At 68.6% G+C, this 23,246-nt stretch carries 21 protein-coding genes; 15 read left to right on the top strand and 6 right to left on the bottom strand.

The features are described from left to right. The first annotated feature begins 3 nt into the window (after positions 1-3). The 5 genes from AC1DP3_RS04705 to era are packed head-to-tail and all read left to right on the top strand — an operon-like array spanning position 4 to position 4,215. Entirely contained in the window at positions 4-351 is a 348-nt protein-coding gene (locus tag AC1DP3_RS04705; RefSeq protein WP_477291747.1) for an HIT domain-containing protein, read from the top strand. Positions 352-394: 43 nt separating this feature from the next. After that, a complete protein-coding gene (locus AC1DP3_RS04700; RefSeq protein ID WP_477291889.1) occupies positions 395-1,423 on the top strand; it encodes a PhoH family protein in 1,029 nt (342 codons plus the stop codon). Next, positions 1,420-1,890, top strand: coding sequence for an rRNA maturation RNase YbeY (gene ybeY / locus AC1DP3_RS04695; RefSeq protein WP_477291745.1), 471 nt, complete (start codon positions 1,420-1,422; stop codon positions 1,888-1,890). The genes AC1DP3_RS04700 and ybeY overlap by 4 nt, the downstream gene beginning before the upstream one ends. Further along, entirely contained in the window at positions 1,887-3,293 is a 1,407-nt protein-coding gene (locus AC1DP3_RS04690) for a hemolysin family protein (protein ID WP_477291743.1), read from the top strand. Before ybeY ends, AC1DP3_RS04690 begins: the two co-directional genes overlap by 4 nt. Next, on the top strand, positions 3,286-4,215 hold the full coding sequence (gene era, locus AC1DP3_RS04685; protein ID WP_477291741.1) for a GTPase Era: 930 nt from the start codon (positions 3,286-3,288) through the stop codon (positions 4,213-4,215). The genes AC1DP3_RS04690 and era overlap by 8 nt, the downstream gene beginning before the upstream one ends. A gap of 133 nt (positions 4,216-4,348) precedes the next feature. Here era and AC1DP3_RS04680 read toward each other — a convergent pair whose 3' ends face one another. The 4 genes from AC1DP3_RS04680 to AC1DP3_RS04665 form a co-directional block, all read right to left on the bottom strand. Then, positions 4,349-5,767 (bottom strand): HNH endonuclease signature motif containing protein, encoded by a 1,419-nt coding sequence (locus tag AC1DP3_RS04680; protein ID WP_477291739.1) that lies wholly within the window; start codon positions 5,765-5,767, stop codon positions 4,349-4,351. A 273-nt stretch (positions 5,768-6,040) separates the two neighbouring features. Then, on the bottom strand, positions 6,041-7,381 hold the full coding sequence (locus tag AC1DP3_RS04675) for a hypothetical protein (RefSeq protein WP_477291737.1): 1,341 nt from the start codon (positions 7,379-7,381) through the stop codon (positions 6,041-6,043). 23 nt (positions 7,382-7,404) lie between these two features. After that, positions 7,405-9,645 (bottom strand): CHAT domain-containing protein, encoded by a 2,241-nt coding sequence (locus tag AC1DP3_RS04670; protein WP_477291735.1) that lies wholly within the window; start codon positions 9,643-9,645, stop codon positions 7,405-7,407. 90 nt (positions 9,646-9,735) lie between these two features. Continuing rightward, positions 9,736-10,347, bottom strand: coding sequence for a hypothetical protein (locus tag AC1DP3_RS04665; RefSeq protein WP_477291887.1), 612 nt, complete (start codon positions 10,345-10,347; stop codon positions 9,736-9,738). A gap of 339 nt (positions 10,348-10,686) precedes the next feature. On the opposite strand from AC1DP3_RS04665, the gene leuA reads away from it, so the two are divergent. Together leuA and AC1DP3_RS04655 are read left to right on the top strand one after the other, a co-directional pair. Next, complete coding sequence (gene leuA, locus AC1DP3_RS04660; protein WP_477291733.1) at positions 10,687-12,447, top strand: 2-isopropylmalate synthase; 1,761 nt, start codon at positions 10,687-10,689, stop codon at positions 12,445-12,447. An 88-nt stretch (positions 12,448-12,535) separates the two neighbouring features. Further along, positions 12,536-13,042 carry a DUF2231 domain-containing protein gene (locus AC1DP3_RS04655; RefSeq protein ID WP_477291731.1) on the top strand — a complete coding sequence of 169 codons (507 nt, stop codon included), beginning with the start codon at positions 12,536-12,538 and terminating at the stop codon, positions 13,040-13,042. A gap of 10 nt (positions 13,043-13,052) precedes the next feature. Here AC1DP3_RS04655 and AC1DP3_RS04650 read toward each other — a convergent pair whose 3' ends face one another. Next, positions 13,053-13,739: a trimeric intracellular cation channel family protein gene (locus tag AC1DP3_RS04650; protein WP_477291729.1), complete on the bottom strand. Its 687-nt coding sequence runs from the start codon at positions 13,737-13,739 to the stop codon at positions 13,053-13,055. Positions 13,740-13,775: 36 nt separating this feature from the next. On the opposite strand from AC1DP3_RS04650, the gene recO reads away from it, so the two are divergent. From recO to AC1DP3_RS04625, 5 genes are all read left to right on the top strand, one after another. Continuing rightward, complete coding sequence (recO, locus tag AC1DP3_RS04645; RefSeq protein ID WP_477291727.1) at positions 13,776-14,519, top strand: DNA repair protein RecO; 744 nt, start codon at positions 13,776-13,778, stop codon at positions 14,517-14,519. After that, positions 14,516-15,328: an isoprenyl transferase gene (locus AC1DP3_RS04640; protein ID WP_477291725.1), complete on the top strand. Its 813-nt coding sequence runs from the start codon at positions 14,516-14,518 to the stop codon at positions 15,326-15,328. Before recO ends, AC1DP3_RS04640 begins: the two co-directional genes overlap by 4 nt. Before the next feature lie 151 nt (positions 15,329-15,479). Then, positions 15,480-16,874, top strand: coding sequence for a glutamate decarboxylase (gene gad, locus AC1DP3_RS04635; RefSeq protein ID WP_477291723.1), 1,395 nt, complete (start codon positions 15,480-15,482; stop codon positions 16,872-16,874). Positions 16,875-16,916: 42 nt separating this feature from the next. Continuing rightward, a complete protein-coding gene (locus AC1DP3_RS04630) occupies positions 16,917-17,579 on the top strand; it encodes a YrhK family protein (protein WP_477291721.1) in 663 nt (220 codons plus the stop codon). Between the two features lie 29 nt (positions 17,580-17,608). After that, positions 17,609-18,289: a DsbA family oxidoreductase gene (locus tag AC1DP3_RS04625; RefSeq protein ID WP_477291719.1), complete on the top strand. Its 681-nt coding sequence runs from the start codon at positions 17,609-17,611 to the stop codon at positions 18,287-18,289. Between the two features lie 3 nt (positions 18,290-18,292). On the opposite strand, the gene AC1DP3_RS04620 is transcribed toward AC1DP3_RS04625, so the two are convergent. Continuing rightward, a complete protein-coding gene (locus AC1DP3_RS04620) occupies positions 18,293-18,787 on the bottom strand; it encodes a glutathione peroxidase (protein WP_477291885.1) in 495 nt (164 codons plus the stop codon). 67 nt (positions 18,788-18,854) lie between these two features. Here AC1DP3_RS04620 and dusB point away from each other — a divergent pair, with 67 nt between their 5' ends. Genes dusB through dnaG form a run of 3 tightly spaced genes read left to right on the top strand, consistent with a single transcriptional unit; the run spans position 18,855 to position 23,225 of the window. Continuing rightward, complete coding sequence (gene dusB, locus AC1DP3_RS04615; RefSeq protein WP_477291717.1) at positions 18,855-20,021, top strand: tRNA dihydrouridine synthase DusB; 1,167 nt, start codon at positions 18,855-18,857, stop codon at positions 20,019-20,021. Next, complete coding sequence (locus tag AC1DP3_RS04610; protein WP_477291715.1) at positions 20,011-21,378, top strand: deoxyguanosinetriphosphate triphosphohydrolase; 1,368 nt, start codon at positions 20,011-20,013, stop codon at positions 21,376-21,378. The genes dusB and AC1DP3_RS04610 overlap by 11 nt, the downstream gene beginning before the upstream one ends. Then, positions 21,378-23,225, top strand: a complete 1,848-nt coding sequence (dnaG, locus tag AC1DP3_RS04605; protein WP_477291713.1) for a DNA primase — start codon at positions 21,378-21,380, stop codon at positions 23,223-23,225. Before AC1DP3_RS04610 ends, dnaG begins: the two co-directional genes overlap by 1 nt. Positions 23,226-23,246 lie beyond the last annotated feature (21 nt).

Raw genomic sequence — 23,246 nt, 5'->3', positions numbered from 1 at the left:
AACATGAGCGAACCGTCGATCTTCTCGCGCATCCTCGCGAAGGAGATCCCGTCCGAGATCATTGCCGAGACCGAGAACGCGTTCGCCATCCGCGACATCCACCCGCAGGCGCCCGTCCACTTCCTGGTGATCCCCAAGACCGAGGACTACCGCAACGTGGTCGAGCTCGCGGCGGGCGACCCCGCGCTCCTCTCCGAGCTCGTCGGCCTCGCGAACTCGCTTGCCAGCGAGCACGCCGACGGCGACTTCCGCCTCATCTTCAACACCGGGCCGCACGCCGGTCAGACGGTGTTCCACGTCCACGCGCATGTCCTCGCCGGAGGACTGGAGGAGAAGACACTCGGTGCCTGACGATACGCCCACGGTCGAGCGCTTCTATGCGGACGGCGTCGCGATGGTCCAGCTGCTCGGGCCGCAGGACCGCCTCCTGCGTGTGGTCGAGCGGGAGCACCCCGACGTCGACGTGCACGTGCGCGGCAATGAGATCACCCTGACAGGGGGTGCCTCGGCGGTTGCGGCCGCGAAGATCCTGGTGGACGAGCTGCTCGCCATGACGAAGGCCGGCCACGACCTGGGGCCGGCGGACGTGTCGTCGTCCAACCGCATTCTGCAGACCGAGGGCGGTCCGCGGCCGTCCGAAGTGCTCGGCGAGGCGATCCTGTCGTCCCGTGGCAAGGTGATCCGTCCGAAGACCCTGGGTCAGAAGGCCTACGTCGACGCCATCGACGAGAACACGATCGTGTTCGGCATCGGGCCGGCCGGCACCGGCAAGACCTACCTCGCGATGGCGAAGGCCGTGCAGGCGCTGCAGCGCAAAGAGGTCAGCCGGATCATCCTCACCCGCCCCGCCGTCGAAGCCGGCGAGCGTCTGGGGTTCCTTCCCGGCACGCTCAACGACAAGATCGACCCGTATCTGCGGCCGCTCTACGACGCGCTGAACGAGATGATGGACCCTGAGCTCGTGCCCAAGCTCATGGCCTCCGGCACGATCGAGGTCGCGCCGCTGGCGTACATGCGCGGCCGCACGCTGAACGATTCGTTCGTCGTGCTCGACGAAGCGCAGAACACCACACCCGAGCAGATGAAGATGTTCCTCACTCGCCTGGGCTTCGGCACCCGCATGGTGGTCACCGGCGACATCACCCAGGTCGATCTTCCGCAGGGGGCGTCCGGGCTTCGGCTGGTCACTCGGGTCCTCAGCGAGATCGACGACATCCATTTCTCCTATCTCACGAGCGCCGACGTCGTCCGCCACACCCTGGTGGGCCGCATCGTCGACGCGTACACCGAGTACGACGAGCGCCGTCTCGCCGCCCGCCGCGAGCGGGACGAGGCATCCGAGTTCGCCAACCGCGCGGAGCGACGCACGTCGACGCGCGCCGCCGGTCCCCGCGACCATCTCCCCAAGCGAGGCCGCACATGACGATCGAGATCAACAACGAGTCCGGCATCCCGGTCGATGAGACGGTGCTGCTGCGTCTGACCGAGCACAACCTCGCCGAACTGCACGTCAGCCCCGATGCCGACGTGGCGATCGTGCTGGTCGACGAGGGGGCCATGGAGGCGCTGCACGTCCAGTGGATGGACGAGCCCGGGCCCACAGACGTGCTGAGCTTCCCCATGGATGAGCTCCGGCCCGGCACCGACGAGGCCCCCACCCCCGCGGGTCTGCTCGGCGACATCGTGCTGTGCCCTCAGGTCGCCGAGACGCAGGCGGTCACCGCCAAGCACTCGACGATGGACGAGCTCATCCTGCTCACCACGCACGGCCTGCTGCACCTTCTCGGCTTCGATCACGCCGAGCCGGAGGAGGAGCGCGAGATGTTCGGCCTGCAGAAGGACCTCATCGTGGGGTTCCAGCATGCCGAACGTCGACGCAGCCGCGCATGACGCCTGTCCTGCTTCTGCTGGCGTCGGTCGTTCTCGTCGCGTTCGGCGGTCTCATGGCCGCGCTCGATGCCGCGCTCGGCGTCATCTCCCGGCAGGGTCTCGTCGAGCTCGCCCAGGCGGGCCGGAGCGCGAGTGCGCTCCGCCGGATCGCCGACGACCCCGACGCCCACTCCAACGCGGTCGTCTTCATGCGCATCCTCGCCGAGACGACCGCCGCCGTCCTGGTGACCGTCGCGCTCACGCTGCTGTTCGACAGCATCTGGTGGGCCATGCTCGCCGCCGCCGTCATCATGACGGGCATCTCCTTCGTGCTCGTGGGTGCGAGTCCGCGTTCATGGGGGCGACAGCATTCGAAGCAGCTCCTGAGCGTCGCGGCGCCCGTGGTCCGCGGCGTCCGGATCCTCCTCGGCCCGCTCGCGCACGCGCTCGTCGCACTCGGCAACCGCGTGACGCCCGGGGTCGCCCGAGGCGCGTCCTTCGCGTCCGAAGAGCAGCTCCTCGACATGGTCGACGAGGCCGCCTCTCAGGACCTGATCGAAGAGGACGACCGCGAGCTCATCCACTCCGTGTTCGAGTTCACCGACACGATCGTGCGGGAGGTGATGGTCCCGCGCACCGACATGGTGACGGTGGATGCCGGCGCCTCGACGCGCGAGGCGATGCGGGTGTTCCTCGACAAAGGGATCTCGCGCGTGCCGATCGTGGACGACGACGTCGACGACGTGGTCGGGATGCTGTACCTCAAGGACCTGGTCCAGTTCGGATTCCGCGATGAGGCGGGGTGGCGGGACGCCCCGGTCTCGCGCATCTCGCGCCGAGCGGTCTTCGTGCCCGAGTCGATGAAGGCAGAATCGCTGCTGCAGCAGATGAAGCGCGACGCCGTCCACGTGTGTCTCGTCATCGACGAGTACGGCGGCGTAGCGGGCCTCGTGACCCTCGAGGACCTCATCGAGGAGCTCGTGGGCGAGATCGCCGACGAATACGACCCGCGCTCGGAGGAGGCGGTCGAGCTCGAGCCCGGCCGCTACCGTGTGAGCGCGAGGCTGGGGCTGGATGAGGTGGGCGACCTCTTCGGTCTGGAACTCGATGATGAGGACGTGGACTCCATCGGCGGGCTGCTCGGCAAGGTCCTGGGCCGCGTCCCCCAGCCCGGTGCGACGGCCGAATTCGGCGGCCTGCTCCTGACCGGCGGTGCGTCGCGGGGCCGCGGGCGGGGCCTCGCCTCCGTGTTCGTCGAGCGCGTCGAAGCCTCGGTGCCGGCGGAGGACGCCCCCTCCGGTCGCCCGAGAACCGGTGAGATCCGCGTCGCGCATCCGCGCACCGAGCCCATTGCGATCACGCCGTCACCCGGTGAGACCGCCAAGGTGAAGACGTCGAAGTCCAAGAAGGAGCGAAATGGCTGACGAGACGATTGCAGGCGACACCGCCCAGGCGGCGGAGGGACGATCAGGCTTCGTCACGTTCGTCGGGCGCCCCAACGTCGGGAAGTCGACGCTCACGAATGCGCTGGTCGGCGAGAAGGTCGCCATCACGAGCGACAAGCCCCAGACCACTCGACGGGCCATTCGCGGGATCCTGAATCGCCCGGCGGGTCAGCTCGTCATCGTGGACACGCCGGGACTCCACAAGCCGCGCACGCTGCTCGGCGAACGTCTCAACCATCTGGTCGAGCAGGTGCTGGGCGATGTCGACGTGATCGGGTTCCTCGTCCCCGCAAACGAGAAGGTCGGCCCCGGTGACCGGCGGATCGCGGAGTCGCTGTCGGGCTATCCCCGGGCGAAGAAGGTGGCGATCGTGACGAAGACGGATGCCGCGACCCGTGAGCAGATCACCGAGCGTCTCCTGGAGGTCGACAGCCTTCGCGAGGACTGGTCCGCGGTGATCCCGCTCTCGGCACTGACCCACGAGCAGCTCGACGTCCTGACCGACGAGCTTCTTCCGCTCATGCCCGAAGGGCCTCCCCTCTACGCTGCCGGTGTGGTCACGGACGAGGCGATCGATGACCGCATCGCCGAGATCATCCGCGAAGCGGCCCTCGACGGTGTGCGGGATGAGCTGCCCCACTCGATCGCCGTCATGGTGCAGGAGATCCGCAAGCGGGAGGACTCCGAACTCATCGACGTGTTCGCCGACATCGTCGTCGAGCGCGACAGCCAGAAGGCCATCATCATCGGCCGCAAGGGATCTCGCCTGCGTGACGTGGGCGCGAAGGCGCGGGCGGACATCGAACCGCTGATCGGGTCGCGCGTGTACCTCTCGCTGCACGTCCGGGTCGCCAAGGAGTGGCAGCGCGACCCCAAGCAGCTGGGTCGCCTCGGGTTCTGACGTTGGGGTCGCGCCGCGGATCCATGACACATCGCGATCGCTGCTCGCGACCGGTGACCGCCTCGCCCACTTCGCATCCCTCCCACCGCGCCTTCCGCGGCGAGACTTGAGTCCTGGGCACAAGAACCAAGGGTCAACGCCGCAGGACGGCATCCTGAAGTCGCGTCTTCGAGCTCGTTACAGGTCGCCATCGCAGTGTCGCGTCGCACCAACCGGGTGCGCGCACCTCGGGCACTCCGCGGTTCATCCGGATCTTCCAGCCGACGAAGTCGATGAATCGATGGTGGAACCAGCAGAGCAGCACTCCGTTGTCGGTGTGGGTCGGCCCACCCTTGACATGCTCGAGAACGTGGTGGATCTCGCACCATCCGGCAGGGATGCCGCATCCGGGGACGATGCAGCCGCCGTCTCGCAGGGCGATTGCGCGCCGCTGGTGGCGGTTGAACACGCGCTCCTCGGTGCCGATCCGCAGGATGCGCCCGTTGTCGCCGAGTGTGACGCGCTGGATGACGCCGGCACACCCGACGTGCAGGGCCGCCGCCATTCCGAGCGGCATGTCGCAGCCCTGCGCGTGGGCGTACCCCCTGCCACTCTTGAGATCCTCATCACGCACCGATACGACGAGGGTCGGTGCGGCGCCGCCGATCGTCGGAAGCAGACCACTGGATGCCGCGACCGACAGAGCGCTCGCGAGGGCATCGTGCGCCTTCTGCGCTCGGGTGCGCGTGTCGATCGGGATGACTCCCTCGTCGGGGTCGCTGCGCTCAGCGAACGGGTCGACGAAACCGACACCCTTGCCATGCGGGTTCTCGTGCGCATCGATGATCTGCTGCCATTGAGCCGCCACCTCCGGCATCAGCATCCCGCGCACCGGCACGCCCCACTCGGTCGGCGCCCGGAACGTCACGCCGCGCTTATGCGCGGTCATTCGGTCACGCGGCTCGGCGCCATCCTGGTCGAGCGCAATCGACCAAGCCTGTGCCTGCAGACGAAGAAGGTCGGCGCACGGTGCGGGAGCGGAATCCGGGCCCTCGCCCCGCGCCTCGGCGCCCAGGGCGGCATCGGCGGTGAGCAGAGCCTCGCGGGAGATTCGCGAACCGGCCGACAGCAGCGGCCCGGCGACGGCGAGCACACCATCCAGGCCGGCAAGGCCGTCGCACATCGCCTGGCGCACGGCCGGCAGTGCCGGCTCGAGCAGCTCGCCGGTGGTGAGCGACACTTGGCGGTGCACAGCACTCGACGCCCGGCGTAGGCGCCCGACCGTCGTTCGAGAGCAGAGCGTCGCGCGCTCGACCAGCTCGATGACATCGTGGCAGCCGAAGCGGCTGGTCATCCGATCGTCTCGATCGCCCGCCGAAGATCGCGTCTCAACCTCGCCGACGGTTTCTACCAGCACGGTGTCCAGCCGTCGCCCGAGGCGCCCCGCAGTCGAGAGCACGTGCACGAGTGTCTGCTCGTCGGCCATCCGCAGCGTGCCCTCGGCCAGAGCCTCGGCGACCACCTCAGCCACCATCGCGTCGAGTGCTTCGAGGCGATCGAGGAGGTCTTGCATACCTCTATTCTGACGAGGGCCACCGACATTGCGGACCTGTTTTAGACCCGGTCAGGAGAACTTTCGGCCACCTTTTTCGCGTACCGTGACGGCTCGTCAATCGATGCTCTTCAGGAAAGCGCATCGACCTTGTCGACCGATACGAGCGGCACGATGGCGCCCGCGGATCCGACGTTCGCCATTCGCGTAGCGCGGCGGCGCGCTCCGTCATTCGCGCAGCGCGCCGGCGCGCGTCAGCCCTCGAGCTCGCTCAGGGCCGGCTTGCTGCCGCACTCAACGCGCTCCTACGCGCGAGGCATTCCACGCCAGCCACGACAGCTCGGGATGCCCGATGTCGTTGTGTGCGCCGGAGGCGCCATCCAGGTGCGAGATGACGCCGCTCGCGTCGATGTTGTACAGGGTTCCGGGCTCGAGGCCCGGGTCGCGCAGCGCGCCCGTCCGGAGGGCGGGCAGCTCGACGGCCCCGGTGACGCCGTGGATGCCGAATGAGCCGATTCCGCCGTACTTGGGCGACTCGTCGTCGCCCAGCAGATACTGCCCCGCGATGCGCACCGCCAGCGGGTAGAACTTGCCCACTGCGTAGTCCCAGGATGAGCGGGTCGCGATGACCGGTCCCGACACGAACGCCGGCGTGACGACGTCCGCGAAGTATCCGCGCCCGCCCCCGATGTCATCCGGAACCTTCTCCGCGTAGGCCCAGAGCGACACGGCGCCCTGAACGAGGAGAAGGGAGTCCACCGGCCGGGGTGGGGGAGTGGCCTTCTTGCCGGGGCCGCGTACCGCACCCGACACGACGATCGTTCCGAAGCTGTGTCCCATGAGGTGCACCCGGACGTCGGCCGCCCCCATGACTGCGCGGACGAGATCGGCTCCCGCCCCCTCTCCGAACTCGCGGGCGTGATTCTTGCCGCTCCAGAACGTGAGTTGCCGAAGCGGCGTCAGCACCGCTTCGCGCAGCCTGCTGAACCAGCCGTCGCCCAGCAGCCCGTCGTCGGCGGCGCCGGTGAGGGACGCTGCGAAGACAGCATCCGGGTCCCAGCCGCCACCGAGCAGTCCTCCGTCGTCGCTGCCCGCACCGAGGCTGCCGACCAGCGCGCGGTAGGCGTCGGCGACGTCGGCCGGAAGCTCGTCCGAGTTGGAGGCCTCGGCATCGACCGGCACCGAGGCGGCGTGAGTGAGGACGGTCCGAAGCGCCTCGCGGGTCTCGGGGTCATCCCCCAGCTGCGCGGCGTACTCCTCGACGGCGTCATCGACAGTGACCCCGTCGCCGGTGGGCTCGTCACCCAGCAGACCGGTGGGCGCATCCTTCAGCTCGCGGTCGCTCCACGCTTTGCTCGGCCAGTGCACGCCGATCACGACCGGCCGCACACCGTCGGCGTCCGTGTCCGGGTCGGCGGCACCGACCCACCGGTCGTACTGCGAGATCGCGTCGGCATGATCGCCCTGCCACCCGTGGCTGAGGATGAAGACATCCGTGACGCCGGGAGCCGAGACCGCCTCCAATGCGGCCTCGCTGGCGATCCCGCCGTCCTCGTCGCGCTGCTCCCGACCCTTCCCGTCGTAGCTGATCAGGTGGTAGGTCTGCGATTTCCCCGCGATGCGGCGAAGTGCCATGTCCATGCTCCTGTCGGTCGTGCTCAGCTGATCGCCGCGGCGAGCGCAGGATCGACACGCGTGTCGGTGTCGCAGTGCACGCCATAGAGCAGTCCGAGCGGGTTGCCATGCTTCTCGAGGAAGTCCTGCCGGAGTCCGAGGACGGCGTCTCCGAGCCGCTCGCCTGCGAAGAACCTGTCGAAGAATGCGATCGCCCATTCGCTCGCGAAGCGCCCGGGGGTCTTGCACTCCGTGCCGATGACGCCCCGGGCGCCCTTCGCGAGGAAATACGGGACGAACCCGTCATAGAACGTCGGGGAGAGGTCGCCCGACTCGCACGCGTTGATGATGACGAGCGGGTGCGTCGGCAGCTGGTCTTCGATGGGCGCATAGACGGCGAGCTGCCCCAGAGAGATCCGCTCCTCGTTGCTCAGCACCAGATACGAGTCGTCGGAGTCCTTGTCGGAGGCGACGGCGTGGCAGTAGAGGTAGAGCACCTTGTCGGTGGCAGACGGCACGAGAGCGCTCTTGACCAGGTCGTTCACGAGGGTTCCCTCGCCGAGCGCGACACCGCGGTGAGACCAGTACGCCCGCTGCGCGCTGATCGGACGCGAGGGCATCTGCGCTTCGATGCCCTCGTTGAACAGCACCCTGACGCTGAGATCGGGAGTGGAGGTGATCGTCGTCGCCGGCGGCATCGCCGAGATCTCGCGCAGGGGAATCTGCTCCACGACGTGGCGCATCCCGATGAAGTCGTGCCAGTCGAGCTTGTCGTCCTCGAACCGGTCGGTGAGATACATCAGCGCCCACGGCACCGGAAATCCGCGGGAGACGACCTGGAGCGTCGTGAAGTCCTCGGCCAGGCTCTCCCGGAGCCAGCGGCCGACCTTCCGGAGCTCCTCAGACGCGAACGAGCCCGCGAAGATCGACTGGTACAGCCGGAATCCGGCGAAGGCGAGCTCCTTGAGCGCAGGCGCGCGAAGCTCGTCGGGGATGTCTATCTCCAGCGCGAACGCCGGCTGCTTGACGATCGCGAGGAGCGCCTCGCGCACGCCCTCGATCCGCGCGGCGAGCTCGTCGTCCGTGATCTGGATGAACACCGGCTGATCGGTGATCCCCTTGACGAAGAGCTCGTAGCCTCCGGTGGCGGGCATGAACTGCATCGAGGCGGTCCGCGGCTCCATCACGAGAGCAGCACCCGCAGGGCGACCGAAATTCGTCGTATCGACGGGTGCCGTCGTCCCGATCTCGAAGGTGAGCTCGAGCCGCTGGAGGAAGTTGCCCTCCACATCGACCAGCACGCTCAGTGTCGAGGGGCCGTCGTGCAGCGGCGTCACGGCGAACAGTGCACGACCCTGAGAGGCGCCGTCGCGCCCGACGCGCAGCTGCTGGGGGAACGGCGGCACGGTGAAGTCGGTGCTGACGAGCTGCACCGTGAGATCGACCCACTCCTGCCGCGCGGCGAAGGCGATGGCGGTGGGCGCGGCGCCGGCGGCTGTCTCCTTCTTCTCACCGAAGAACACCGCGAGGATGTACTCGGTCTGGGCGGCGAGAGCCTCCGGATGGCCCTGGACTTCGGCATTGAGCCAGGTCTGCACCGTCGCGGCCGGCGCTTCACCAGTCTCGGGATCCGTTCGGTCATCGGGAGGCGGCTCGCCCGGAGGCGGGGGTCCCTCAGCGATCGACCCGTCGCTCGGGGGCTCGCCCATCGCGTCGTCGCTCGGCGGCGGCGGTCCCTCAGCCATCGACCCGTCGCTCGGGGGCTCGCCCATGGCGTCGTCGCTCGGCGGCGGCGGTCCCTCAGCGATCGACCCGTCGCCCGGCGGCTCAGCCATCGCGTCGTCGCTCGGGGGCGGCGGAGCCATGGGCGGGAGCGGCGGAGCCATGGGCGGGAGCGGCGACCAGGACTCCGACGGTCCGCCGCCGAGCAGTCCATCGTCCGGTCCCGCGGATTCGGCCATCGTTCCGCCGAGCGCATCCAGCACTTCGCCGATCGCGGTGTCGACCCTCTCGTCGTCGCCCGCTCCGAACCCGAGCAGGCCCGCTTCTGCATCGGCGCGGTAGCGCGCCGCGAGGTCCGCGTCGGCTTCGAATGCAGCGATCACCGCGAACGCACGCTCCGTGAGCGTCGCCGCGGACTGCCACTCGGCGCTCGTCACCACGGCGTCGTACAGGTCGACCACCGACGGGGGGAAGAATTCGACGACGAACGGGCGTCCCCGCGGGTCGAGGAACGTGTTCGCGAGGATGACCGCCTCGAATGCGCGCTCGTCATTGGAACCCATCGCCGCCCACCCATGCGCTCCGTGGCGCCGCTGACCGGCGCTCGTGGCTCAGATTAGACCCCGGCCCCCGACGGCACCAGAGTGCCGCGGCTACTCCAGTGCCCGAAGGGCCGAGCGCACGATCACGGTGTCTGAGCCGAACTCTGCATCCGCGGCATCCTGCAGCGTGCCGTCATCCCACACCATGTCCACCCACAGGTATCCGTTCTCGGCCGAGGAAGACAGGTACTCATCCCCCAGCCGGTCCGGGAGGTCCTCCTGGACCGCGAGAAGGCTCTCCGCGTCACCCTGCCCAGGCTCACCGCCGGTGGGATCGGGGAGGGGCATCGGGTCGTAGAGCGCCAGCATGATGGGCGCCGTGACGGTCACACTTTCACCGTCGTAGGTTCCCTGCACGGCATACGTTCCCCAGCGCACATCGCCCGACGTCTCGCTCCCGTCGATGCCCTCCCACGACCAGCCGACGAGCGGGACTCCCGAGCACTGCGGTGGGTCCGACTCGGCAACCGGCCCGAGGCACAGCTCGGCGTGACCCGCGGCTTCGATGACGGTGCCCTGCCCCACGACCTGCCCGTCCGGAGGCTGCGGGTATGCCTCGCCGAACCGTGCGCCGCCTGTTCCTGCCGACCCGCCGCACGCCGTCAGCAAGATGAGGGATGCCGCCACGACGGGCGCCGCGACGGCTCGACGAATATGCTCCATGCTCTTCACGTGTCGACGGAAGCCTGATCGTCTCGGAGCAGCATCCCGCGACTTACGGGTCCGCAGTGCGCTCTGTCGCCGACCGAGCATCTTGTTCGCGTCGATAAGCGGCTCGCTCGGCGAGAGAGTGCACTGTCCACGCGAAGAGCGGGGCGGCGGCAGCAGCCGTTCGACGGGGGGTTCGCTCGTCACTGCGCCCGGGTGTACCCTGGTTCGCATGCGTGCAGGCTCGCTTCTCCTTCTTAGCTGCCGCGGCGAGTCCTCGATCTAGGGCCTTCCTCGCCGCGGAGCTTGCTGTTCGGCCCGCACCATCCCAGGCGAGAGTAGAAGCGACAGATCATGGACAACACCCAGAAGCCTTCGGGCATGCCGATCCACAAGTATCGGCCGTACCACGAGCAGATCGCGGTCGATCTGCCCGATCGCACGTGGCCGGCGAAGCGGATCACTCAGGCGCCCCGCTGGTGCGCCGTCGATCTGCGCGACGGAAACCAGGCGCTCATCGACCCGATGAGCCCCGAGCGCAAGCGCATCATGTTCGAGCTGCTCGTCGGCATGGGCTACAAGGAGATCGAGGTCGGCTTCCCGAGCGCCAGCCAGACCGACTTCGACTTCGTGCGCCAGCTCATCGAAGAGGGCCTCATCCCGGATGACGTCACGATCCAGGTCCTGACCCAGGCGCGCGAGCACCTCATCGAGCGCACGTACGAGTCGATCGCCGGCGCGAAGCAGGCCATCGTGCACCTCTACAACTCGACGAGCGTGCTGCAGCGCGAGGTCGTCTTCCGCACCGACAAGCAGGGCATCATCGACATCGCGCTCGAGGGCGCGCGTCTGTGCCGCGAGTTCGAGAAGCGCATCCCCGAGACGAAGGTCTTCTACGAGTACTCGCCCGAGAGCTACACGGGCACCGAGCTCGAGTTCGCGCTCGACGTCTGCAACCAGGTCATCGAGGTCTTCGAGCCGACTCCCGAGCGCAAGGTGATCATCAACCTGCCGGCCACGGTGGAGATGGCGACGCCGAACGTCTACGCCGACTCGATCGAGTGGATGAGCCGTCGCCTGGTGCACCGTGAGAACGTCCTCCTCTCGCTGCACCCGCACAACGACCGGGGCACCGCGATCGCCGCCGCGGAGCTCGGGTACATGGCCGGTGCGGACCGGATCGAAGGATGCCTGTTCGGCAACGGCGAGCGCACGGGCAACGTCGATCTCGTGGCACTGGGCATCAACCTGTTCACGCAGGGCATCGATCCTCAGATCGACTTCAGCGACATCGACCAGGTCAAGCGCACGGCCGAGTACTGCAACCAGCTCCCTGTGCCCGAGCGCAGCCCGTGGGCGGGCGACCTCGTCTTCACCGCCTTCAGCGGCTCGCACCAGGACGCCATCAAGAAGGGCCTCGAGGCGATGGACGTGCGCGCGGCGGCCGAGGGCGTCTCCGTCGACGAGCTCGAATGGGCCGTCCCGTACCTCCCCATCGACCCGAAGGACCTCGGTCGCTCGTATGAAGCGGTCATCCGCGTCAACTCGCAGTCCGGCAAGGGCGGCGTGGCGTACCTCCTGAAGACCGATCACGCCCTGGACCTGCCGCGCAGGCTGCAGATCGAGTTCTCCGGAGTCGTTCAGGCGAAGACGGATGCCGAGGGCGGCGAAGTCACGAGCGACCAGATCTGGGCCATCTTCCAGGACGAGTACCTCCCCTCCACCGTCCACGACGAGCGCTGGGGTCGCTTCGAGCTGCTCTCGACCAAGACGCAGAGCGACATGACGGGTGACGTCATGCTTGATGTGACCCTCCGCGACGGCGCCGACAGCATCCAGGAGTCCGGCCATGGAAATGGCCCCGTGGCGGCATTCCTGGAGGTCGTGCGCGCGCATGGCTTCGACGTCACGCTGTACGACTACGTCGAGCACGCGCTGAGTGCCGGCGGCGACGCCCAGGCGGCCGCATACGTCGAGCTGCAGGTCGACGGCGAGCGCCTGTGGGGTGTCGGCATCGACGGTGACATCTCGACAGCCTCGCTCAAGGCGATCGTCTCGGGGGTCAACCGGGCGATCCGCACCCGCCGTCGTTCGGGCGCGCTCGCGGGAGTCTGAGGCGCTCACAGGAGCGCAGACCGAGGGGGTCGGCAGGTGACTGTCAACCCCCTCGGTCTCTCGGCGCCCGGGCGCCTAGCTTCGCCGCATGACAACCTCGGATGCGCTCCAGCGTGCCAAGCGGCCCCGCACGCCCTTCGCGGGCCCCTATGGGCACCCCTTCCACCCGATCGCGGTCACCATTCCGATCGGGTCATGGGCCGCGAGCATCGTCTTCGACATCATCGGCTTCTTCGCCGAGGATCCGACGCCGTATGCCCTCGGAGCCCAGGTGCTCATCGCCATCGGCGTCGTCGGCGCCCTGATCGCCGCCATCTTCGGGTTCATGGACTACCTGGTCATCCCGGCCGGCACGGCCGCCAAGCGCACGGCGGTCACCCATATGAGCATCAACCTGGCCGTGACCGCCCTCTTCGTCGTGAACTGGTTCGTGCGAGCGGCCTCCGACCACGACGACGTCAGCATCATCGGGTTCGTCCTCAGCCTGATCGGCTTCGCGGCACTCGGAGTGTCAGGCTGGCTCGGCGGAAAGCTGGCCTACCACTACGGCGTTCGGGTGGCGGGGGAGTCCACCCAGCGCGAAGGCTTCCGCTGACGGTGTCGGGCTACGGCTTGACGATCGGGATCGCGGTCGTCTCCACCGCCACCTTGTTGCGGTAGAGCGCGCGCTGCTCCGGCAGTGAGATGTCGAAGATCACGGCGAGCAGCCGGATGATCGTCGTCACCACGATGGCGATGGCGGCGGCCAGGATCAGTTCGACGCCGAGTGCATCGAGCGACGCCAGTACGAAGCATCCGGCGGCCGCCGCCACGGCGTACAGCGAGCCGACGTGCATGATCGCGACCGGCAGCCCCATGATCATGTCTCGCAGGATCCCGCCGCCCACCGCCGAGCACACTCCGACGAAGACGGCGGGAACGGGCGGGATGCCGAGCGCCAGCGCCTTGCTCGTCCCGAACGCGCCGAACAGCCCGATGACGAGCGCGTCCAGCCCCACGATCGCGGCGTTGAGGCGCCGGAAGAGGTTCGCGAGCAGCATCCCTATCAGGGCGGCGCCTGTCGCCGTCAGCAGGTACCAGTTGCTCTGCAGGGTGGAAGGGGTGACGTTGAGGAGAAGGTCGCGGATGAGCCCTCCGCCCATGCCCATCACGACGCCGATGATCGCAACGCCCAGCAGATCCAGTCGGCGCTGACCGCGGAATCCTGAGGCGAAAAGGGCGCCCTGCACACCGCCGAGCCCGACGGCGATGAGATCTGCCCACAGCGGGATGACGAAGAGCGGCTCGTTCACACGTCCATTGTGGTGGCACCCCGGGATAATCGAGGTGTGCCCACCTATCGCGACGAAGTCGTGATCCTGCGCACCCACAAGCTGGGTGAAGCCGACAGGATCCTCACGATGCTCAGCCGTCGCCACGGCAAAATCCGCGCGGTGGCCAAAGGGGTGCGGCGCACGTCGTCCCGCTTCGGTGCGCGGCTCGAGCCGTTCATGGTGGCGGACGTGCAGCTCTACCAGGGACGCTCGCTCGACATCGTCCAGCAGGCCGAGTCGCTCGGCTCGTACGGCGCCGACATCGCCGTGCACTACGACCGCTACACCTCGGCGAGCGCGATGGTCGAGACCGCGGACCGGCTGAACGAGGCCGAGGCCACCCCGCAGCAGTACCTCCTCCTCGTCGGGGGCCTGCGCGCGCTCTCGCGCGGCGAGCACGCATCGCGCAGCATCCTGGACTCCTATCTGCTCCGAGCGATGGCACTGTCGGGCTGGGCCCCCGGACTCGGCGAGTGCGCACGGTGCGGCCGGCCCGGACCCCACGACACGTTCGTCGCCCAGCTCGGCGGCATGATCTGCCGGGACTGCGCGCCTGCCGGGGCGGCACGCGTCTCCGCGGACGCGGTCGATCTTCTCCAGTCCCTGATGGAGGGGGAGTGGGATGCTGTCGACGACGCCTCGCCGCGTGCCACGGCCACGGCCTCCGGCCTCATCGCCGCGTACGCGCAATGGCACCTCGAGCGCGGCATCCGCTCGCTCTCGCACGTCGAATCCTCGCCACGGGAGGCTGCTCGGTGACGCCGAAGCCCTACACGCATCGCGACGCGGTGCCCTATCGCCCGATCGACTGGACAGGCATCCATCCGCCGACGTTCCCCCAGGGCTCGGTGCCCGAGCACGTCGCCATCGTGATGGACGGCAACGGCCGGTGGGCGAACAAGCGGGGCCTGACCAGGGTCGAGGGGCACAAGGCGGGCGAGGCGGCCCTGCTCGACGTGGCGGCAGGGGCGATCCAGGCCGGCGTCAAGCACCTCTCGGTGTACGCCTTCTCGACCGAGAACTGGTCGCGTTCTCCCGACGAGGTCCGCTTCCTCATGGGGTTCAACCGCGACGTGCTGCACCGGCGCCGTGATCAGCTCAACGAGTGGGGCGTCCGCGTGCGCTGGGCCGGGCGCAAGCCGCGCCTCTGGGGATCGGTCATCAAGGAGCTTCAGTACGCTGAGCAGCTGACGGCGGGCAATGACGTGCTGACCCTCACGATGTGCGTCAACTACGGCGGCCGGGTCGAACTGGTCGATGCGGTCCGGTCGATCGCCGATGATGTCGCTGCCGGCCGGCTGCGCGCGAGCGCGGTGTCCGAGAAGCTCATCCAGCGGCGGCTCTATGTCCCCGACATGCCGGACGTCGATCTCTTCGTGCGCTCGAGCGGAGAGCAGCGGACCTCCAACTTCCTCCTGTGGGAGTCGGCCTACGCCGAATTCGTCTTCCTCGACACCCTCTGGCCCGATTTCACGCGCGTCGATCTCTGGCGGGCGATCGAGCTCTACCTCGATCGCGATCGCCGCTTCGGAGGCGCCGTGGATGTGCCCGACGCGCCCGGGCTGTGAGCTCACCCTCCGACATCACCCCGGATGTTTCATTGACAGGTGCCTTCGACCGGCGATAGGCATGGTCAGTACCGTCGCCGACGAACCTCGCCAAAAGGTCCAGCCGTCGACTCACCTGGACCGGGGGGTCCTCGACTGCGAGGGGTTTCACTTGCTGCACAAGAAGGACGACGTCAGGGACGAGCTGATGGATGAGGTCTTCTCCTCGGGAGACCTCTCCGTGGCCTTGCCGAAGTATCAGATGCCGCTGAAGGAGCACCTCGCTTCGCACGCCTACCAGGTGGTCATCGACGAGCTGATGCTGGACGGCAACTCGCGCCAGAACCTCGCGACGTTCTGCCAGACATGGGTCGAGCCCGAGGTGCGGGCGATCATGGCCGAGACGCTCGACAAGAACATGGTCGACAAGGACGAGTATCCGCAGACGGCCGAGATCGAGGCACGCTGCGTGCACATCCTCGCGGACCTGTGGAACTCGCCGGACGCCGCGAACACGCTCGGCACGTCGACGACCGGCTCGAGCGAGGCGGCGATGCTCGGCGGCATGGCGCTGCTGTGGAACTGGCGGGCGCGGCGGCGCGAGGCCGGCAAGCCCACCGACAAGCCCAACCTGATCTGCGGACCCGTCCAGGTCTGCTGGCACAAATTCGCCCGGTACTGGGATGTCGAGCTCCGCGAGATCCCGATGGAGGGCGACCGGCTCATCATGACGCCCGAAGAGGTCATCACGCGCGTCGATGAGAACACCATCGGCGTGGTGCCCACCCTCGGTGTGACCTTCACCGGCCAGTACGAGCCGGTGCATGACGTCAGTGACGCGCTCGACAAGCTGCAGGAAGAGACCGGGCTCGACATCCCGATCCACGTCGACGGCGCCAGCGGCGGATTCCTGGCACCCTTCACTGTGCCTGAGCTGGTGTGGGACTTCCGGCTCCCGCGCGTCAAGTCGATCAACACGTCCGGCCACAAATTCGGGCTCGCACCGCTCGGGGTCGGCTGGATCGTGTGGCGGGATGCGGCGGAGCTGCCGGAGGAGCTGATCTTCAACGTGAACTACCTCGGGGGCAACATGCCGACGTTCGCGCTGAACTTCTCACGGCCCGGCGGTCAGATCGTCGCCCAGTACTACAACTTCATCCGGCTCGGTCGCGAGGGGTACCGCAAGGTGCACCAGTCCTGTCATGACACGGCGATGTACCTTGCCGAGGAGATCAAGAAGCTGGGGCACTTCGACATCATCAACGACGGCAGCGCCGCGGTCGGCATCCCCGCCGTGTCCTGGAAGCTCACCGAGGGGGTCGAGCACCCCTTCACGCTGTTCGACCTCGCCGATCGCCTGCGAACGCGCGGCTGGCAGGTGCCCGCCTACACGATGCCGGCGGACCGCCAGGATCTCGCGGTGCAGCGGATCCTCGTCCGCCAGGGCTTCGGCCGAGACGAGGCTGCGCTCCTGATGGACGACTACCGAGCGGCGATCGAGCACTTCGACAGGCACCCGATCGTCAACTCGATGACCGAGGAGGAAGCCGGCAGCTTCCACCACTGAGTCCGTCGGCGCCCGCCTGCCCCGGCCGATACGATCAAATCGATGCCTCGCACTCCGACCTCGGTCTCGCTGCGTCTTCGCCGTGAGGCGTGGGGTTTCGCAGTCGGGTCGGTGTTCTTCGCGGTTGGTGCGGTTCCCGCCTATGCCGATGCGGTGGGACCGGTGTGGGATGCCGCAACCTTCGCGGCCGGCTCGGTCTTCTTCACGCTGGCCGGCTTCATCCAGCTCGCGCTGAGCGGGCGGCGCCCACCCCGCCGCCCTGCGACAACCGGGCAGCTGGCCGACTGGTGGGCTGCCGCCATCCAGTTCATCGGCACCCTCCTCTTCAACGTCAGCACCTTCGCCGTGCTGTTCGGCGCGCGGAGCGGCACCGGAGAGCTCACCACCGGATGGGTGCCGGATGCCTGGGGTTCGGTCTGCTTCCTGGTCGCCAGCGCACTCGCGCTGGTGGCGGCATCCCGTCGTCATGAGCTGTGGGACCGCCACGCCCGCACGTGGCGGGGCACCTGGCTCAACATGGCCGGGTCTGTCGCGTTCGGCGCCGCCGCGGTCGGGGCCTATGTGCTGCCGCTCACCGGCGAGTTCGTCGACGTGCGCTGGGTGAACCTCGGCACGTTCCTGGGCGCGGTGTGCTTCTTCACCGCCGCCCTTCTCTCCCGGCGAGGGATCCCCGGGCCGGAAGCCGCTGCCCCGAGCGCGGAATAGCCAGGCGCCTCGAAGCGGTTGTCCCTGATATGACTGACGCCATAACCATCGACGTCTGGAGCGACATCGCCTGCCCGTGGTGCTACATCGGCAAGCGCAACCTCGAGACCGGCCTCGCAGAGGCATCCCGAGACGAAGACGCCCCCGAAGTGCTCGTGACCTACCACTCGTTCGAGCTGTCTCCCGACACTCCCCTCGACTTCGACGGGGGCGAGGCCGACTATCTCGCGACGCACAAGGGCATCTCCCGCGATCAGGCTCAGCAGATGCTCGACCGCGTCACCGGTGTGGCCGCCGCTGCCGGTCTCGAGTACCGCTTCGACCTGCTCAAGCACACCAACACCGTCAAGGCCCACGAGCTGCTGCACTTCGCGAAGGAGCAGGGCCGCCAGCTCGAGCTCGCCGAGCGGCTGATGTCGGCCTATTTCACCGAGGGCCGCAACCTCGGCATCGAGGACGAGCTGGTGGATCTCGCCGCGGATTCGGGACTGGATCGGGATGCCGCGCGCGACGCTCTGCAGAGCGGGCGCTATCTCTCAGCCGTCCGGGCCGACCAGGCCCAGGCGTCCGCGTACGGCATCAACGGGGTGCCGTTCTTCGTCATCGACGGCAAGTACGGCGTCTCAGGAGCGCAGCCGGCCGAGGCGTTCGCACAGGTCGTGCGCCAGGTGTGGTCCGAGCGCGGCGAAGACGGCGAAGAGGCCGCCTGACGGTCAGGCCGGCAGGTTCCGCTCGATGACCGCGATGATCGCCGGGTCGTCGGGCTTCACGTTCGGGCGGAACCGGTGCAGCTGCCCGTCAGGTGTGAGCACGAACTTCTCGAAGTTCCAGATGACGGGACCGCGCTTGCCCTCGGCATCCCGCGTCTTCTTCAGCGCCTTGTAGAGGGGCGCCGCCTTGCCGCCGTTGACCTTGACCTTGTCGAGCACCGGGAAGCTGACCCCCCACGTCATGGCGCAGTAGTCGAGGATCTCGTCCATCGAACCGGGCTCCTGACCCGCGAACTGGTTGCACGGAAAGCCGAGCACGGTGAATCCGCGTTCGCCGTAGGACTTCTGCAGCTGCTCGAGCTGCTCGTACTGCGGGGTGAGCCCGCACTTCGAGGCGACGTTCACCACGAGCAGCACCTTGTCGCCGTAATCGGCGAGGGTCTGCGGCTGCACATCGGCCGTGAGGAACGGGACGTCGCGCAGAGAGGTCTCGGTCAGCTGTGTCATACCTCAAGGCTAAAGCGCGTTCAGCGAGTGGAAGGCATTCGTCTGGGAGAATGGACGGATGACGACCGCCCTCGCTCCGGCCCGCGCCCTGCGCATCGGGCCCATCGAGCTCGATGCGCCCGTCGTCCTGGCTCCCATGGCGGGCATCACCAACACCGCCTTCCGGAGACTGTGCCGCGAGTACGGCGCGGGTCTGTACGTGAGCGAGATGATCACCTCACGTGCTCTCGTCGAGCGGAACGCCACGACGATGCGCCTCATCACGCACCACGAGTCCGAGACGCTGCGCTCCATTCAGCTGTACGGCGTCGACCCCGCGACGGTCGCCGAGGCCGTGCGCGTGCTGGTGGCCGAGGACCGCGCCGACCACATCGACCTCAACTTCGGCTGCCCGGTGCCCAAGGTCACGCGCAAGGGCGGGGGAGCGGCGCTGCCCTGGAAGCAGGAGCTCTTCCGCGACATCGTGACCCGAGCGGTTCGCGCCGCGGGCGACATCCCCCTCACGATCAAGATGCGCAAGGGCATCGATGTCGACCACCTCACCTATCTCGAGGCCGGGCGCATGGCCGAGGATGCCGGGGTCGCCGCCATCGCGCTCCACGCCCGCACGGCCGCCGAGTTCTACTCCGGACATGCCGACTGGTCGGCGATCGCGAAGCTCAAAGAGACGGTCACCAGAGTCCCGGTCCTCGGCAACGGCGACATCTGGTCGGCCGCCGACGCCGCTCGCATGATGGATGAGACCGGGTGCGACGGCGTCGTCGTCGGGCGCGGCTGCCTCGGCCGGCCCTGGCTCTTCGGCGACCTCGCCCGCGCGCTCGGGGCGCCCGGCGCTGCGACGGGCGAGCCGGTCGATGCCACGCTCGGCTTCGTCGCCGCCGCGTTCCGCCGTCATGCCGAGCTGCTGGTCGAGTTCCTGGAAGACGAGGACCGCGGATGCCGTGACATCCGCAAGCACGTCGCCTGGTACTTCAAGGGGTACCCGGTCGGGGGCGACATCCGTGCTCGCCTGGCCACCGTGTCGAGCCTCGCCGAGATCGACGAGCTCCTGGCGACCCTCGAGCTGGACGCGCCGTACCCGGGCGCCGCTGCCGAGGGCCAGCGCGGACGCGCAGGAACCCCCAAGCGTCCTGCCCTCCCGGACGGCTGGCTGGACTCGCGGCTGCTCGGGGCCGAGGCATCCTGTGCCCTCGCCGAAGCGGAACTCGACCACAGTGGCGGCTGACGCCGCCGTCGGCGTCTCTTCGGGCCGGCCTGCCGGCTATGGGGAGCACGACGCCGAGAGATTCCACAACGAGCAGCACCGCTCGAGGCGCGATGCGTTCGCCCGCGACCGGGCCAGGGTGCTGCACTCGGCAGCTCTGCGGCGGCTCGCGGCCAAGACGCAGGTCCTGAGCCCGGCCAGCCCCGCCGACTTCGCGCGCAACCGCCTCACGCACTCCCTCGAGGTCGCTCAGGTGGGCCGCGAGCTCGCGACGGAGCTTCGCCTCTCGCCGGACGTCGTCGACACGGCCTGCCTCAGCCACGACCTGGGCCACCCGCCCTTCGGCCACAACGGCGAGCGTGCGCTGAACGAATGGGCCGCCGAGATCGGCGGCTTCGAGGGCAACGCGCAGACCCTGCGGATCCTCTCGCGGCTCGAGCCCAAGGTCGTCGACCCGGACGGCGCCAGCTTCGGCCTCAACCTGACTCGCGCGAGCCTCGACGCGACCTGCAAGTACCCCTGGACGGCCGCCCACCCCGTTCCCGACCCCGGCGGACGGCTCAAGTTCGGCGTGTACCCCGAAGACGAGGCGGTGTTCGAGTGGCTGCGCGACGGCGCGCCCCCGCGAGTCCGCTGCATCGAAGCCGAGGTGATGGACCTCTCCGACGACATCGCCTACTCCGTCCACGACTTCGAGGATGCCGTCGTCAACGGCTACATCGACCCCGCGCGCCTGTCGGATGTCCGTGAGCGGGAAGCCCTGCTGACGGCGATCCAGGCCTGGGTCGGATATGACTTCCCGCGCGATGAACTCGACGACGCTCTCTACCGCCTGATGCGGATCCCGGTGTGGATCACGTCGTTCGACGGGTCGCGGGCATCCCACGCGCGATTGAAGAACCTCACCTCCGACCTGATCGGGCGGTTCGCGCGGGCTGCCACGGCAGCGACCCGCGAGCACTACGACGCGCCGGCACTCACGCGGTACCGCGGCCATGTGGTGGTGCCCCGCGTCATCGAGGCCGAGATGGCCGTGCTGAAGGGCACCATCGGCGCCTTCATCGTCTCGGTTGAGGGTCGCAAGGGCCTCTACAAGGAGCAGCGCCGCATCCTGAAGCGCCTTTCGAACGCGCTGTGGGAGCACCCCGAGCACCTCGATCGCCTGCACGCCGAGGACTTCGCCCGAGCGGAGACGGATGCCGCCCGCCGCCGTGTCATCGTCGACCAGGTCGCGAGCCTCACCGATCGCTTCGCCATCTCGTGGCACTCGCGCCTGGTCGGCTCGGTCGACCTCGAGAGCATCGGCATCTGGGTTCCGGGAAGCAAGATCGTCGCCTCCACGGCGTATGCGCTGCCCGAGCCGCTCGAGGGTCTGTGATGGCGGGGCGGATCCTCCAGGCCGACGTCGACGAGGTGAAGTCGCGCACCAACATCGCCGACATCATCGGCGAGCGCGTCGCGCTGAAGACGGCGGGCGTCGGGGCGTTGAAGGGGCTGTGTCCCTTCCACGACGAGCGGAGCCCGAGCTTCAACGTGCGCCCGCAGGCCGGCTTCTACCACTGCTTCGGCTGCGGTGAATCCGGCGACGTCTACTCGTTCCTCCGCAACCTCGATCACCTCTCGTTCACCGAAGCCGTCGAACGGCTTGCCGGCCGGATCGGCTATCCGCTCCACTACGAAGAGGGGGGTTCGCTCCCGGAGACCTCCGGCCGCACGCGGCTGTATGCGGCGAATGCCGCGGCCGCCGAGTACTTCCGCGGTCGTCTCGCGTCTCCTGAGGCCGACATCGCGCGGCGGTTCCTGGGCGAGCGCGGCTTCGACGCCGGTGCCGCCGCGCACTTCGGGGTCGGGTACGCCCCCAAAGGCTGGTCGAACATGCTCGATGCCCTCACCGCACAGGGCTTCTCCACCGACGAACTCAGCTCCGCCGGCCTCGTGTCGCAGGGTCAGCGGGGCGTGTATGACCGCTTCCGCGGCCGTGTCGTCTGGCCGATCCGAGATGTGACGGGCCAGGTGCTGGGCTTCGGCGCGCGACGGCTCTTCGAGGATGACAACGGGCCCAAATACCTCAACACTCCCGAGACGACGGTCTACAAGAAGGCTCAGGTCCTCTACGGCCTCGACCTTGCCAAGCGCGACGTGGCCCGCAGCCACCAGGTGGTGGTGGTCGAGGGATACACCGACGTCATGGCGTGCCATCTCGCCGGAGTGACGACGGCGATCGCCACCTGCGGCACAGCGTTCGGCGGTGACCACATCTCGGTGCTGCGCCGTGTGATGGGCGATGACTCCGCGGCGGGGGAGGTCGTCTTCACCTTCGACCCGGATGCCGCCGGCCAGAAGGCCGCGCTCCGTGCCTTCGCCGACGCCAAGCGCTTCAACGCGCAGACCTATGTCGCCGTGGGACCGGACGGCCTGGATCCGTGCGATCTCCGGCTGACGCGCGGCGACGGCGCCGTGCGCTCGCTCCTCGACACGAAGAGCCCCATGGTGGAGTTCGTCCTCGATCAGCGCATGAAGGGCTTCGGCCTCTCGACTGTCGAAGGGCGGGTCGGCGCGCTTCGGGCGGCAGCCCCCGTGGTCGCCGATCTCCGCGACCCCCTTCTGCAGCCGGAGTACGTCCGCGTCCTCGCGCGCCGTCTGGGGATGGACACCGAAGACGTCCGCCGCGAGGTGGAGCGTGCCGCCCGCGGTGAGCAGTCCTCCCGGTCGAGCGCGTCCGCCTCCGCCGAGCAGCCGGATCCTGAAGCCGCCGTCCGGCTGAGCCTCACCTCGCTTCCGCGCACCGCAGATGTGGCGCTCGAACGTGATGCCCTCATGGGCGTCCTGCAGTTCGGCCATCGCCTCGACCCGGCACTGCGCGCACAGGCGATGGCGCTCCCGTTCCGGCATCCCGCGCTCGATGCCGTGCGGACGGGCGTCGCCGCCGTCGCGGATTTCGACAGGATCGGATGGGCGGCGGATGCTGTCGGCAGCGTCCGCGAGCCGTTCCGCTCGCTGGCAGCCGAGCTCCTGACCGCGGATTTCCCGGCCCAGACCGACGATGTGGCCCTCGCGTCGGCATCCTCGCTCTGTCGCCGGCTCATCCTCCGGGCCCTGGACCGTGAGAAGGCCGAGCTCCTCGGAGCGATCCAGCGGGTGCCCCCGGACTCCGAGGAGGGGCGGCGCATCCGCCTCGGACTGCGCGAGCTCGACCTCCGGCGCGCGGCAGTCACCGACCCCTGAGGGCGCCGCAGTGGCGGAGCG

The organism is Microbacterium sp. P5_B6 (genome assembly GCF_056400345.1).
This window is presented reverse-complemented; position numbering and strand designations above follow the sequence as displayed.

What these genes read in the sequence shown, in the direction of transcription:
- dnaG (WP_477291713.1), top strand. Translation starts at nt 21,378, where the DNA reads ATGGCGGGGCGGATCCTCCAGGCCGACGTCGACGAGGTGAAGTCGCGC.
- AC1DP3_RS04625 (WP_477291719.1), top strand. Translation starts at nt 17,609, where the DNA reads ATGACTGACGCCATAACCATCGACGTCTGGAGCGACATCGCCTGCCCG.
- AC1DP3_RS04700 (WP_477291889.1), top strand. Translation starts at nt 395, where the DNA reads ATGGTCCAGCTGCTCGGGCCGCAGGACCGCCTCCTGCGTGTGGTCGAG.
- AC1DP3_RS04690 (WP_477291743.1), top strand. Translation starts at nt 1,887, where the DNA reads ATGACGCCTGTCCTGCTTCTGCTGGCGTCGGTCGTTCTCGTCGCGTTC.
- AC1DP3_RS04665 (WP_477291887.1), bottom strand. Translation starts at nt 10,347, where the DNA reads ATGGAGCATATTCGTCGAGCCGTCGCGGCGCCCGTCGTGGCGGCATCC.
- AC1DP3_RS04655 (WP_477291731.1), top strand. Translation starts at nt 12,536, where the DNA reads ATGACAACCTCGGATGCGCTCCAGCGTGCCAAGCGGCCCCGCACGCCC.
- dusB (WP_477291717.1), top strand. Translation starts at nt 18,855, where the DNA reads ATGACGACCGCCCTCGCTCCGGCCCGCGCCCTGCGCATCGGGCCCATC.
- ybeY (WP_477291745.1), top strand. Translation starts at nt 1,420, where the DNA reads ATGACGATCGAGATCAACAACGAGTCCGGCATCCCGGTCGATGAGACG.
- AC1DP3_RS04630 (WP_477291721.1), top strand. Translation starts at nt 16,917, where the DNA reads ATGCCTCGCACTCCGACCTCGGTCTCGCTGCGTCTTCGCCGTGAGGCG.
- AC1DP3_RS04670 (WP_477291735.1), bottom strand. Translation starts at nt 9,645, where the DNA reads ATGGGTTCCAATGACGAGCGCGCATTCGAGGCGGTCATCCTCGCGAAC.
- era (WP_477291741.1), top strand. Translation starts at nt 3,286, where the DNA reads ATGGCTGACGAGACGATTGCAGGCGACACCGCCCAGGCGGCGGAGGGA.
- leuA (WP_477291733.1), top strand. Translation starts at nt 10,687, where the DNA reads ATGGACAACACCCAGAAGCCTTCGGGCATGCCGATCCACAAGTATCGG.
- AC1DP3_RS04680 (WP_477291739.1), bottom strand. Translation starts at nt 5,767, where the DNA reads ATGCAAGACCTCCTCGATCGCCTCGAAGCACTCGACGCGATGGTGGCT.
- AC1DP3_RS04705 (WP_477291747.1), top strand. Translation starts at nt 4, where the DNA reads ATGAGCGAACCGTCGATCTTCTCGCGCATCCTCGCGAAGGAGATCCCG.
- AC1DP3_RS04675 (WP_477291737.1), bottom strand. Translation starts at nt 7,381, where the DNA reads ATGGCACTTCGCCGCATCGCGGGGAAATCGCAGACCTACCACCTGATC.